Origin of the sequence: Thalassolituus hydrocarboniclasticus, from assembly GCF_025345565.1 — a bacterium.
GTDB lineage: Bacteria > Pseudomonadota > Gammaproteobacteria > Pseudomonadales > Oceanobacteraceae > Venatoribacter > Venatoribacter hydrocarboniclasticus.
Genome location: NZ_CP054475.1, coordinates 1,329,914 through 1,343,333, shown reverse-complemented (window position 1 = coordinate 1,343,333; position 13,420 = coordinate 1,329,914). Strand labels below are relative to the sequence as shown.

Annotated in this window: 12 protein-coding genes; 5 read left to right on the top strand and 7 right to left on the bottom strand. The window is 52.1% G+C overall.

Annotated elements, in window-relative coordinates:
* Positions 1-110: 110 nt before the first annotated feature.
* Positions 111-1,988, top strand: a complete 1,878-nt coding sequence (locus HUF19_RS05950; RefSeq protein WP_260998923.1) for a methyl-accepting chemotaxis protein — start codon at positions 111-113, stop codon at positions 1,986-1,988.
* A gap of 109 nt (positions 1,989-2,097) precedes the next feature.
* Here the strand turns inward: HUF19_RS05950 and HUF19_RS05945 are convergent, their stop codons facing one another.
* The 4 genes from HUF19_RS05945 to HUF19_RS05930 all read right to left on the bottom strand — a co-directional run bounded on the left by HUF19_RS05945 (position 2,098) and on the right by HUF19_RS05930 (position 5,926).
* A complete protein-coding gene (locus HUF19_RS05945) occupies positions 2,098-3,219 on the bottom strand; it encodes an ATP-NAD kinase family protein (RefSeq protein ID WP_366516543.1) in 1,122 nt (373 codons plus the stop codon).
* Positions 3,220-3,275: 56 nt separating this feature from the next.
* Positions 3,276-4,349: a phospholipase A gene (locus tag HUF19_RS05940; RefSeq protein WP_260998922.1), complete on the bottom strand. Its 1,074-nt coding sequence runs from the start codon at positions 4,347-4,349 to the stop codon at positions 3,276-3,278.
* A gap of 144 nt (positions 4,350-4,493) precedes the next feature.
* Complete coding sequence (locus HUF19_RS05935; RefSeq protein WP_260998921.1) at positions 4,494-4,943, bottom strand: hypothetical protein; 450 nt, start codon at positions 4,941-4,943, stop codon at positions 4,494-4,496.
* 92 nt (positions 4,944-5,035) lie between these two features.
* Positions 5,036-5,926, bottom strand: a complete 891-nt coding sequence (locus HUF19_RS05930; protein ID WP_260998920.1) for a DMT family transporter — start codon at positions 5,924-5,926, stop codon at positions 5,036-5,038.
* A gap of 161 nt (positions 5,927-6,087) precedes the next feature.
* On the opposite strand from HUF19_RS05930, the gene HUF19_RS05925 reads away from it, so the two are divergent.
* Complete coding sequence (locus HUF19_RS05925; protein ID WP_260998919.1) at positions 6,088-6,588, top strand: MarR family winged helix-turn-helix transcriptional regulator; 501 nt, start codon at positions 6,088-6,090, stop codon at positions 6,586-6,588.
* A 449-nt stretch (positions 6,589-7,037) separates the two neighbouring features.
* Here HUF19_RS05925 and HUF19_RS05920 read toward each other — a convergent pair whose 3' ends face one another.
* Positions 7,038-7,811 (bottom strand): ferredoxin--NADP reductase, encoded by a 774-nt coding sequence (locus HUF19_RS05920; RefSeq protein WP_145469338.1) that lies wholly within the window; start codon positions 7,809-7,811, stop codon positions 7,038-7,040.
* 143 nt (positions 7,812-7,954) lie between these two features.
* Between HUF19_RS05920 and HUF19_RS05915 the strand changes: the two genes are divergently transcribed.
* The 3 genes from HUF19_RS05915 to HUF19_RS05905 all read left to right on the top strand — a co-directional run bounded on the left by HUF19_RS05915 (position 7,955) and on the right by HUF19_RS05905 (position 10,143).
* The gene (locus HUF19_RS05915) at positions 7,955-8,857 is read left to right on the top strand and encodes a LysR family transcriptional regulator (protein WP_260998918.1); all 903 of its coding nucleotides are present in this window, start codon (positions 7,955-7,957) and stop codon (positions 8,855-8,857) included.
* A gap of 30 nt (positions 8,858-8,887) precedes the next feature.
* A complete protein-coding gene (locus HUF19_RS05910; protein WP_145469336.1) occupies positions 8,888-9,397 on the top strand; it encodes a YgjP-like metallopeptidase domain-containing protein in 510 nt (169 codons plus the stop codon).
* A gap of 137 nt (positions 9,398-9,534) precedes the next feature.
* On the top strand, positions 9,535-10,143 hold the full coding sequence (locus HUF19_RS05905; protein WP_260998917.1) for a response regulator: 609 nt from the start codon (positions 9,535-9,537) through the stop codon (positions 10,141-10,143).
* Here the strand turns inward: HUF19_RS05905 and HUF19_RS05900 are convergent.
* Both HUF19_RS05900 and HUF19_RS05895 read right to left on the bottom strand, forming a co-directional pair.
* A complete protein-coding gene (locus tag HUF19_RS05900; RefSeq protein WP_260998916.1) occupies positions 10,126-11,883 on the bottom strand; it encodes a hybrid sensor histidine kinase/response regulator in 1,758 nt (585 codons plus the stop codon). The genes HUF19_RS05905 and HUF19_RS05900 overlap by 18 nt on opposite strands.
* Before the next feature lie 266 nt (positions 11,884-12,149).
* Positions 12,150-13,397 carry a ribosomal protein L7/L12 gene (locus tag HUF19_RS05895; RefSeq protein WP_260998915.1) on the bottom strand — a complete coding sequence of 416 codons (1,248 nt, stop codon included), beginning with the start codon at positions 13,395-13,397 and terminating at the stop codon, positions 12,150-12,152.
* Between the last annotated feature and the right edge of the window lie 23 nt (positions 13,398-13,420).

Genomic DNA, 13,420 nt, shown 5'->3' with positions numbered 1-13,420 from the left:
ATGGCTCCTGACCTCAGCTCCAGCCCCCTGAGCCTTCCAAAACAGGGACGGACTGGCAGCCTGCGCCAATTGTTCTAATCTTCTGACATGGTTTTATAAAGGTTTTCACCATGGTTATTGACAACTTCAGCATTAAAAGCAAACACAGTCTGATCCTGGTTCTGGTCATTTTCGGGCTTATATTTACTTCAGCTCTGAGCGTGCAACAGTTCTCCCGCCTTGGCGAACTCTCTGATGTGCTGTACCAGCAACAGACGCTGAACAATGATATTCTGTTACTGCGCCGTAATGAGAAGGATTTTCTTGCACGTAAAGACATGAAATACGTTGAACAATTTGACGTGACGGCCGAAAAAACCCTGGAAGATATCTCTCACCTGACAGACCATATGCAGGAGCTTGGTCTGAGCACGACCAGCCTGCTGCAACAGCTGAAAACTCAGGTGGCCAACTACCGTACTATCTTCGATAGTCTGGCGCAGGCGCAGCAGGAAATTGGTCTTGATCCCAAAAGCGGCCTTTATGGTGGTCTGCGTCAGGCAGTGCATGACATCGAAACATCAGCAAAATCCTCTGACGACTACGAGCTGCTTTATTACATGCTGATGCTGCGCCGTCATGAAAAGGATTTTATGTTACGCAGTGACCCTTCTTATATGGAGAAATTCAAAGCGGGGATTAACGATTTCAGTCAGGCACTGGAGCGCAGCAGTCTTGCTGGTGACAATAAAGTACGGCAGGAACTTAACAACTATCTGGATCGCTTTACGCAACTGTTCGATAAAGAACAGCTGATGGGATTAAACGAAAAAGAAGGTCTGCGCGGCGAGATGCGCACAACCATTCATAAAACAGAAAGTATTTTCGCCGAGCTGACAACCTATATTTCGGCAGAAATGGAAGTGATGAGTCAGCGGGTATACACAACCCTCACGCTGAGTATTCTGTTAACTTTCGCCGTCGTCGCGACCCTGACCTTTCTGGTATCCCGTGCGATTTACCAGCCTGTACAGAATATTACCGGAAAAATTCAGCGCATTGCCCGCGACCTCGATCTGACCCAATTAATCGGTCACCGCTCTGGTGATGAAATCGGTATCTTATCTCATGCTTTTGACGCGCTGATCTCTACGCTGCGCGAAACCGTTGAGCAGGTAAAGTCCGGTGCAACCGAAGTGGCGTCAGCTTCAGAAGAAATGTCAGCTATTACCCGTGAAGTCGGCGATGCCAGCAATCAGCAACAGGAAGAAGTTGCCCAGGCAGTAACCGCCATGACCGAAATGACCTCCACCATTCAGAATATTGCCGGTAATGCTAATCAGGCAGCCAGTGCGGTTAATGAGGTACACCGTGAAGTCAGTCGCGGAAAAACTATTTCCGATGAAGCACGCCACGAAATTGAAACCCTCAACAGTGAAATTCTGGAGGCCACCAAAGCCATCGAAAAACTGCAGAAAGACAGTGAAAGCATCGGTGCGATTCTGGGCGAAATCAGTGCCATTGCCGAACAAACCAACCTGCTGGCACTGAACGCAGCCATTGAAGCCGCCCGTGCCGGCGAGCAGGGACGTGGTTTTGCCGTGGTTGCCGATGAGGTGCGTACATTAGCCAGCCGTACACAGGAATCGACAGAATCCATTCGTTCAACCATAAACGAATTTAATAAAGGGACGGCAGAAGTGGTTAATACTGTACTGAAATCCCGCGATCGCGCCGAAACCGGTATCGCCCGCGTGAGTGAGGCCAGTGATGCGCTTCAGGTGATTTACAGTAACATCAGCAGCATCAACGACCTGAATACCCAGATTGCTACTGCGGCCGAAGAGCAAAGCTATGCCGCCGAAGAAATTAACCGCAACGTCGTACGTGTTAATGAACTGGCCAGCACCAGCCATGAGCAGGCCTCTCAGGCGGCCTTAGCCAGTGCGGCACTGGCTGAACTGGCAGCGCGTCTGAATCAAACGGTGGAGAAATTTGTCGTCAACTGATGACTCAATCCTATCCCCCGAAAGAAACAATAAAAAACCGGCAATGATCAGCCGGTTTTTTTATTCTCTGATATTCTTCAGATCATTATGAGAGCCTGTTTAATGATCTCTAAACCAGCGTGTGTACAATCTGATCACGATAACCTGTGGTAATTTCAATCGTTCCCGCCCAGTCTTTATCCAATTGAGGATCGCCACTGTCCATAATTAATGGCCGGCCATTCAATGCACTGATTTTTGTTTTGGTTGAAATCAGACGGATATTTTTCTTACCCAGTAAACGCAAAATCTCCGGGCTGAACTGCTGATTACCCCGGCCGAAAATATGTCCCTGACCGCCCATCACACTGACAATCGCCTGAGCCTGCGGATATTCTGCCAACAGCCTGAGTATGTCAGCCGCGGTTAAATCCTTACCAATCTGTTCCCGGTTATAAACAGCATCCACACCCAGCAAAGTATTCTCTAGCCCCAGTTCATCCATCACCGCTTGCGTGGTTTTACCCGAGCCAACCAGATACAACACATCATCATCCATATCGGCACAGATAAAGGCCGCAATATCCGCCAGCACCAGCTCTTCCACCTCAACGCCGCCCTGCTTTACCGCCTGCACAAAATGCCCGGCCTGTGGCACACGCATTTCACCGTAATGCCGTGCACGTACCTGATTATTGCGGAAAGCTTCTTCATCCAGATCACGCACTTCGGCTTCTTTAATATCCACCAGCCCGCCTTCAAGCAGACTGCGCACCACTTCACCGGATGCCGTCGGTGTAATGCCATAAACCGCTGAATGAATTTTCACGCCGGCCGGAATCCCCAATACAGGAAGGGCATCGCCAACCACGGCACAGATATCACGTGCCGTGCCATCACCACCGGCAAACAACAGCAAATCAACATTATTTTCCAGCATCGCTGCGGCAGCCAGACGGGTGTGTTCCGCATTGGTATTGCATGGCGGAATATCAGCCTCAATCAGGCGAAATGAAAACCCCAGATCTGTGAGCAGATCGGCCCCCATTTCTCCGGGACAGGTGAGAAAATGGCAGCGCTCTTTTAATGCCGTCAAAACATCCAGAGCCTGACGGGCACGTAATGCCGCTTTGCGCTCTGCGCCACGGGCCATTGCTTCAGCAACAATATCAGCACCATCGCTGCCTTTAAGGCCAACGGCGCCACCGATACCGGCATAAGGATTAATAATAAGTCCGAGGGTTAACATCATAGAAATTCCGGCCTGAATGCGCGGCGATTATACCGCGCTATTGTTATACGGCCAGCTCAGAACCAGTCACTGAGTTTAATGCCGACGCCAATACGTTCCTGATAGCGGTTGTAATCAATCAGGCTTTCACCATAACCATTAAAATACTGCACGAATCCTTTGAGTTTACGATTCAGGGGAAAGGTCCAGCCAATCTCAATGGCACCGCGGTTTTTATCCGGATTCAGGTTATTGCGCAACATAGTGCTGATATTGTGGTTGCCCATGACATGGATATAGGTGAATTCACCATTACCCATGTAATCGTCAATATCCGGATTATCATTATCCGCCGGATCAAAAGGGTCAGCTTTACTTTCTTCCGGCAGGCGCCACCAGATCCGGGTGGAATAGATGCCGGTAGACGAAACCGATGCAACCTGGGCAATCACCCGGTTCCAGCTGCGCGACATTGAGCTGGTCTGACCATTGGACTGGTGATTGATGGCTAATGAAAAATAATCGACCCACTTATTTTGTGGCTGCCAGGAAAATATCAGCTCGGGCTCGTGGTTGGTTTCACGGAATGGCCGGGAAATATCACCGTTGTACGCCTGCCAGAATGAACGGTTGGTGTAGGCCACATCAACACTGCTGAATTTACCCAGCAGACCTTCGGACAAACGGTATTTAATGCTGAGCTGAAATACCGCCTCCAGATGATCATTGCCGGCTTCGCGCTCAGCATCAGGATCTCCGGTGTAGTGTTTTAAAACCCGGTTCTGCTCCCGATCACTGGGGCGGCCCTGATAAGACAAAGGCAACACATAATTGGGCCGGTGCGGAAGCATCACGTAAGGGCTGTCGGATGCCAGACGCTCAACCTGAATTTTTTCGACCAATTGCGGCAGGTTATCGCGCAGTGCTGGTTTGAACTCGTCATCTGCAATCATATCAACCGGTTGCTGCTTGGTTTTCAGCGGCCCGGTGGCAGGTAATAATTCTTTCAGCACCGTCGGTGCGTCATCGGCTCCGCCATCAGCCTCTGTTTCTTCGGCGTTGACCATAGCAGCAGGACACAACACCGAGACCAGAACTGAGAGCAGTAACGATACCTTTAAAATCAGGACAGCAGGATTAAGCAGCTTCATACGGATTCCATCGCCAGAGATTGCGCGGCCAATATAGCCGCGCCCTGAGCGAAGTGCGAGAGCAGCCTCTGCTGATCCGGGCATTTTCCCGTAAAACAGCGCAGACATTCTGCCTCTCAGCTGCAACGATCGCCGTGCGCTGACTTAAACCGTCATGCCGTCCGCTTCAAGGTACGGTGTGCGGATGGCCTGATACTCATTCTTGCAGCCCGGACAAATACGGATATCTTTACTCAGAATCCGGCTGTGCAGATGCAGCAGTTGCTGTTTGCTTTCCCAGCAGTAGGAACAGTAAGGCTGACCATAAGGGCGCCCATCCAGCGTTTTGTAGTAGCCATCACCACGGCGGCGCAGATTGCCTTTGTACACCAGTGCTTCATGTAAGCGGATCAGCTCTTCATCACGGGCTTCACACACCCCCTGCAGCAAAGCCAGCTCCATTTTGCTGGAGGCCACCGCCGAGGTAAGTTCAGCCAGCAAGCGCTTCAGCTCTGTTTTATCCAGCACATAACCGGCATCGCGTATCTGCTTACCGACCTCCTGAGCAAAGTTCAGACTGCGCAATACATCTTCTACGGTACCTTGTCCGGGCATTGTCATTCTCCTGTCACACAACCATTCAAATAACGCCGGAAATCCGACGATTTATTGAGCTAACCGGAGACACTGCAGCTTCAGTGCCAGTTTTAACTGGCCCTGGCTGCAGACAAATGCCGCTGTGCCGCCGGATGCTGAGCCAGCAACACACAGAACAGCACCAACGCGATGGCAAAAGCCTGACTGGTATTCATCAGTTCGCCCATCACCAGAACACCGGCCAGTACCGCCACCACCGGATTAATCAGTCCCATAAAGGCCAGCTTATCAACGGCAATCAGGGTAATAGCGCGGAACCACAGGTAATAACCCAGCCCCATACCAACCGGTCCGAGCCAGACCAGCGCCAACACGCCCTGAGTATCCAGTTCAGGAAATGGCCTGCCCCAGAGCAGCATCAGCAGCAATAACACAACACCGGCACTGAACAACTGCGCACTGGCCAATACCAGCGGTTTGATACCGCGCCCCAGAACCGGCATCAGCAACACGCCCAGCGCCATGCAGAACGCCGCTGCCAGAGCCAGCGCGACTCCCGTCCAGTCAGGTTCAGCCGGAGCCTGCCAGACCAAAAGCCCAACCCCTGCCATCCCGCCCACCGCAGCCAGCAACTGCAAAGGGGCCGGCAGCCTGCCCTGCAACGCGCGCAACAGCAGTAACTGCAGCGGCATACTGGCCGTCAGGGTCGCCGCCATGCCGCCAGGTAAGCGCTGAATAGCGCCAAACAGCAATACCGTGAAGATGCCGATATTCAGCGCACTGAGCACCACGATGTTCAGCCAATGCCGGCGCCACACCGCCAGCGGCACCAGCCATACCATCATCACGCCGGGCACCACAATGCGCAGCGTCGCCAGCCAGAATGGATCAGCTCCGGCGAGAAAAGCCTGCGTCACTGCGTAGGTTGTTCCCCACAACAAAGGGGCTGCCACGGCCATCAGCCATAGCGGCAAACCAACGGGGGTATCTTTACTGTTCACTGTCATTCTGCTCGCTGTCATTTCTGCCCATCAGTTATCTTTACATCAAGATATTTTAAGTAAAGATATATTTAATGACGGCACCGGTCAAATATCTTTACGTAAAGATATTTCCCGGGCACACTGAACAGATCCCGTTTACACAGAGAAAGCGACACCTTATGGCTCAGGACCACGTGGATTTTATTGCCGCCCAGTGGCAGCAGGAGCGCCCGGATCTGGACATATGGCCGATGGAAGCCATTGGCCGGATATCCCGTCTGGCAAACCATATACGTCAGGAAATCAACGAGCTGCATAAGGAATTCGGACTGGCCGGTGGCGAGTTTGATGTGCTGGCCACCCTGCTGCGCAGCGGCCCGCCCTACCGCTTAACCCCCACGGTTTTGTTTAAATCCGCCATGCTGACCTCCGGTGCCATGACCAATCGACTGAACCGGCTGGAAGAGCGCGGACTGATTGAACGACTGCCTGACCCCGATGACCGCCGCAGTTTATTAGTGCAACTGAGCAGCAGCGGACACGAGCTGATCAGTAACGCCGTTACCCGCCATGTGCAGTTGCAGGCATGTCTGCTCAAAGCATTAGAGCCTGAACAACAACAGCAACTGAACAATCTGCTGCGTCAGTTGCTGCTCAGTTTTGAGCACGCAGAGGAATAACACTAGGGCCTGTCGACACTCATTGAATAGGTCCTGCTGAGAGCCGGTTTTTCTCAGAACAAGGAGAGAGGAGTGATATTAGCGGGCTAAATGAATGACGAACGACGATGTTAATGGGGAAAACCGGCCTCAGCCCGAAGGGTTATGGCTAAAAATCCCTCATCCTGCGTTGCTGTTCGCTCGCTTAAGCCGTTACCAATCTGTCTGGAACAAATTGGCGTGCTAACCCCGAAGGGGTGAAGCACAGGGATGTGCTGAACATCCCACACTCTCAGCGCCTTGTTTGAAAAATTTTTAGTCAATAACAGGCCTGTTTAATGAGTGTCGACAGGCCCTAATAAAAAAGCCCACCCGTTCTCTGTTCTGACGGGCCAAGATTCCGGCAGAACAGAGAACGGGCGGGCTTACCCGCTTGCCGCTATAACGGCGAATTTATTGGCAACAGCGCCTTACTTTTCGACGAAGGCGCGCTCGATCACATAATGCCCCGGCTTACCGCCACGCGCTTCTTCAAAGCCCATGTCATCGAGAATTCTGGTCAGGTCATCCAGCATCGCCGGGCTGCCGCACAGCATAAAACGGTCGGTTTCCGGATTCAGATCGGCCAGACCGATATCACGGGTCAGCTTGCCACTGGTCAGCGCATCGGTCAGGCGACCGTTATTACGGAACGGCTCGCGGGTAACCGTTGGGTAATAAATCAGTTTTTCGCGCACCACATCGCCAAAATATTCGTTGTTCGGCAGTTCGTGCTCAATACGCTGCTGATACGCCAGCTCGGATACCCAACGCACGCCGTGGGTCAGAATCACTTTGTCGTACTGCTCGTACACATCCAGATCTTTGATGATGCTCATAAAAGGCGCTAACCCTGTGCCGGTACTCAGCAGATAGAGGTTTTTGCCTGGCAGCAGGTTATCGGTAATCAGTGTGCCCACCGGTTTGGTACCCACCAGAATTTCATCGCCAACCTGCAGCTTTTGCAGGTGAGAGGTCAGCGGGCCGTCCTGCACTTTGATCGAGAAAAACTCCATCTCTTCTTCATAGTTGGCACTGGCAATGCTGTAAGCACGCAGCAGTGGTTTATCTTCCACTTCCAGACCAATCATCGTGAAATGACCATTCTTGAAACGCAGCCCCTGATTACGGGTGGTGGTAAAGCTGAACAGGGTTTCATTCCAGTGATGCACACTGGTAACAGTTTCGCGGATCAGATTGCTCATAATGGCTGGTTCCTGGCGGCCAATTTAACTTGTCAGGCAGAGTAACCCACGGCAGACTATCGGCAAATCAAGTTATCTGAATAACTTTATTCGGTTTTACCGAATAACAACCCGATGCCGGCGCCGGCATCACCGAGGCCGCCATGCGTTACACCCTGCGTCAGCTGCAAGTCTTCATCGCCATTGCCCACCACCAGAACCTGACCCGCGCCGCCGATGAACTGGCCATGTCGCAGAGTGCTGCCAGCAGCGCGTTAAAAGACTTTGAGCATCAGTTTGCCGTGCAGCTGTTTGACCGTGTCGGCAAACGCCTGCAGCTGAACGAACAGGGCCGGCTGGTGCGCCCACGCGCCGAAGCGCTGCTGGCTCAGGCGCAGGATTTCGAACAGATTCTGCTGCGTCATGCCGAAGCCGGACCATTAAATGTTGGCGCAACCCTGTCCATCGGTAATTATCTGGCGGTGGGGTTAATGGCGAAATATATGGCCGAACACCCGGATGCCCCGGTGCGGCTGGATGTGGCCAACACCCGCCAGATTGCCGACAAAGTGCTGAACTACGAGCTGGACATCGGCCTGATTGAAGGCGAGCTGAATCATCCGGAACTGGAAATGATTCCCTGGCACAACGACGAACTGGCGGTGTTCTGCCACCCCGACGATGAGCTGGCGCGCAAGCAACAACAGCAGGGCCATATCGACGACAGCGACTTACTCGCCGCCCGCTGGATTCTGCGCGAAAGCGGCTCCGGCACCCGTCAGGCCTTTGACCGCGCCCTGCACGGCCTGTTGCCCGACCTCAACATCACCCTTGAGTTACAGCACACCGAAGCCATTAAACGCGCAGTGGAAGCGCGGCTCGGCATCGGCTGTTTGTCGCAGATTACTCTCACCGATGCTTTCCGCCGTGGCAGCCTGGTGCATTTAACCGTCCCGCAACGCGACTTCAGCCGCCAGTTGTATATGATTGTGCACCGCCAGAAATACCGCAGCGCCGGTATTCAGGCCTGGATTGAACTGTGCCGTAACCATGCACTGACCCCCTGAAACATCGTTAACCATGCGTAAGCCAAACCAATGAAACAACGCCAGATAAACTATCTCAACGGCTACAGCCCCGATCTGCAACGCCAGGCCGCCGAGTTACTGGAGGCCGGTAAACTCGGTCCGTTGCTGCAGAAAAAATATCCGCACAGTCACAGCCTGAATAACGAACGTGCGCTGTACGATTACACCATGGCGTTAAAAAACGACCACCTGCGCAGTTCTCCACCGCTGAGCAAAGTAATTTATGACGATAAAATTCACGTCATTAATCACGCTCTCGGACTGCACACCTTTGTCTCGCGGGTGCAGGGCAGCAAGCTGAAAGCCAAGCACGAAATCCGTGTGTCGACCCTGTTCCGTCAGGTGCCGGAAGCTTTCTTACGCATGATTCTGGTTCACGAACTGGCGCACCTGCGAGAGAAAGAACACAACAAGGCCTTCTACAAACTGTGCTGTTATATGGAACCGGATTACCACCAGCTGGAGTTTGATCTGCGCTTATATTTAAGCCACCGCGAACGCTTCGGTGATCTCTGGTAAGACAGCATAAATACACTGACTAAGTGCAGATTTTTGCAGGAAAGCAGTGCTCCAGAGCAGTGAAATATCCGGACAAAAAATTGACTCACCAACCACAGGCCGATAGTCTTTCTGGCTGATGCGGACTACGGATTTTTATGCTTATTTATCTTATCGATGACCACAAGATGTTTGCTGAAGCCATGAAAACGGTCATCGCCGAATGCATTCCGCACAGCCGCAGCGAGGTATTTACCTCAGCAGATGACGCGCTGAAAGCACTCTGCACCAGCTCTCCCGACCTGATTATTCTCGACCTGGAAATGAACAGCATTAACGGTCTTATGCTGCTCGATATTCTTGCCCAGAGTGGTAAACAACTGCCGGTGCTGGTTTGTTCCGGTAATCTGACAGAAAGCAATAAACAACGGGTAATGTCTGCCGGTGCCAATGGTTTTCTGAGCAAAGCTCAGGGTAGCGGCGAAATCAGGGAAGCAATTACTAATATTCTTGAGGGTAATCCTTACCCTGCTAATGCCGACAGCTACCGGCAGGAATCTGAGCAGGCCGTGCTGTCCAATCGTCAGCGGGTTATTCTCACCCTGATGCAATCAGGTATGGCCAATGCAGACATTGCCGATACATTATTTCTCAGTACCAACACCATCAAGACGCACATCCGTCTTATGTACAACACGCTGGATGTGAACAGCCGCATCGAATGCCTGAATAAAGCCCGCGAACTGGGTTTACTCGACTCCCTCTGACAACTCATAAACAGCCGCCAGAAGCTTTTCCCCCGACATGGGTTTAAATAAGACGTTTAACCGGCTGTCCTGCAGTATTTTCAGACGTTCCGGTGAAGTATTGCCGGTAATAACAAAGGCCGGCAACTGTGGATACACCTGCTGCACAGCATGAATAATATCCAGCGCATTTTTACCATCAGGCAGGCGATCATCGCTGATCAGAATATCCGGCTGCCATGCATTTTTCAGTTGCTGCAGCGCCTGCTGCAGACTGTGACAAACCGCCACGTCATGACCTGCGCCCACCAGAACAGCAGATATTGCATCCGCCACCTGCTCTTCGTCTTCGACCAGTAATACCCGCAACCCAGCCCGGTTGGAGGACGAAGAAACCGGCACGGCTGCTATTTCAGGTTTTTCTGCCGCCGGCCAGCTTAATGTCACCGTCGTGCCTTTGCCCGGCCGTGAAATCACGGCCAGCTGAATACCATGCAGCTGACACAGACGCTTCACAATAGGCAAGCCGAGTCCCATGCCCTGACGGCTTGCCTCTTTGTTATCCCCCAGCTGCACAAACTCCTCAAAGGCATCCTGCAGTTCAGCTTCAGACATACCGATACCGCTATCTTCAATATCAACAGTAATCATTCCCTGCTGATTACGGGCGCGTAATGTAACACTGCCTTTTTCAGTATAACGGATGGCATTAGCCAGCAAATTATCGAGAATTTCACTGACAATACCACCATCCATATCCGTCCACAGCGGCTGACTTTCCAGAGAAAAACGTAGTGACTTTTCCTGCGCATGGATCGCATGGATTGCCGCTATACGATTCAGGGTATCATCCAGCCGCTGGCGCTTTTTCTCGACCTTAACCACACCGGCATCAATGCGGGAAATATCCAGAAGTCTGTCCAGCATCTGGCTGGCAGAATGCAGGCTGGCGGTTAATTTATTGATCGTATCATCGTTGCGCAGCTGCTCATTTCCCTGCATTGCCTCAGCATACAACCTTGCAGCCTGTACCGGCTGGCGCAGATCATGACTGGCCACCGCAATAAAGCGTGTTTTTGCCTGATTACGCCGCTGCGCCAGTTTTTCGGAGTCGCGGTGTTCGAGGCGCAGAATAATGGCCTCCATATGGGTGCGGTGAATCATCACACTGAACACCACCAGCGATATCCAGGTAAAAGGCGCGATAATTACCGGCAGCCATTCACCGCCAAAATCGACGTCCAGTAAATGCCAGCCAAAACTGAAGAATACCGGTGTCAGAAACGTAATATAAATATCCGGATAACAGCCCATGGTGACCGAAGGCGTCGAGACCAGTACAACCACCAACATCAGCACTGATAATATCTGAACCTGCGATGCCTCCGGAAAAAACAGAAAGGGGGTCAGCCCCCATAAAATCCCCCAGATCACCGCCAGATACAGATTCAGCCAGTGCCAGCGGCGGACATAACCAATGTTTTCCTGCGACTGATTCTGTACCGGATGACGGTAATGATGGCGGATAATCAGCCAGGAATTGAGTGCGACAAAAGCAATGGCAACGAACCATATTGCTAACGCCGTGAAGGGGGCTGATGAATAGAACATCAACCCGACGAGGCCAGCACCGATCACCGAAGTAACCATCCTTGAACCGACTTCACTCATGAACAGATTGTGTCGTTCCCACTGAATTGCAGTCGCCAGCGGGTGATCCCGGAAGGTTGAAAGATACTTTTTGTACAATGTGCTCAGCATGAATCTGTGCCCTTCCCCTGCCACTCGTTCAATCATTCTGTCCGGTTATATCGCGTTATATACGGGCAAACAATTTGCGGAAATATCCTGAGGCTCTGCACAGATAGTGCTCTGTGCGATAGTGCTCTGTGCGATAGTGCTCTGTGCGATAGTGCTCTGTATGACAGCTCCCTGTGAAAAGGGGCCGGTATCACTTGCCTGTACGGCACTATACAAACTTAAAAGCCCGGTATAACCGGGCTTTTAAACCTGGGACAAAGAGTTAATTATTTAACTTCAACTTCCGCACCTGCGCCTTCCAGTTCTGCCTTGATCTGCTCAGCTTCTTCTTTGCTCGCTTTACTTACAAAGCGCTGACTGACGGCAACGACTACTGGTGCTTGCGACTGCGGTACATCTGGTGCTGTGAATTCTATCAGCTTACCTTCATCCGTCGAATCGTGACACCACAAGGTCGTTCCATTTACGGCCAGCTGATCAACACAGCGGGTGAAATCACCGCCGCTCAGCAGCGTATAAGCTTCGCCAGTGAAATCCGCACCAAGCAGACCCGAATCCGCTGAAACGGCCAGTAAATTATCGCCGCTGAATGCAAGATCCAGAATAATCGCACCTTCACTGGTATCTGCGGTAAATGGATTACCATCTGCTGATAAGACAGGGGTTCGTGTTACAAGATCATCCAACAGGTACGTATCACCCTCGGCACTGAGGGCTACAAAATAGTCATCCTCAGGATCAGCTTCGACAGCCGAGAAGAAAAAGCCCAGGGAGGATGCCTCATAGATTTCTGCGTTTGTGATCGCATTCTGCGTATAGTCATAATCCACAGTAACTTCAAACAGTCCGAAACCACCATCGGCTTTCTGGCCGGACACATAGAAAGTAACGTTGTAAGAAGAGCCACCTTTTGACGCAGTATCAAACACCTGCAGCCCACCCATAGAATGGCAATCGATGAGTACTTCACCCACATCATCAAAATCTGCACTGTGGGTCACATTCAGGCCTGGCAGATAGATTTCCAGCGTAGCCGGTGCAGCAGCCGGAGCTACCGCCATTGCTGATGCACCGCTACCAGGCGCTGTACCACCCTCCAGCAGTGAAGCTTCTGCGTAGCCACAGGTCGCGACCAGTACGGTGCTGACGTCGGTGCCGTCAACAGTACCGGATACCGGCAGCGCCAGCACATCACGGTAATAATTGCTGGCCAGGGTCAGACCATCAACCGGCGTGAATTCTTTCGTGGTGCTATCTGCCAGCATCAGAGTATGAGTCACACGGTTATCACTTGCCGTGGAACGCTTCAGCGCCACCAGCGGGCCATCCTCTGCACCTTGCGGATAGGTCAGCCCCACCAGTTCGTCACTGCCGACAGACCAGCCCGTATCGGTATACGTGGTGTTCTGTGACGAACCATTACCGCCTGAGGAGCTGCCACCACCGCAACCGGTCAGTGCAACCGTTGAGACGCCGGCGAGTAAAACAGCAAGAGGGAGTTTATTCGTTAACATAAGTCATCCTGATAGTTCCGTGT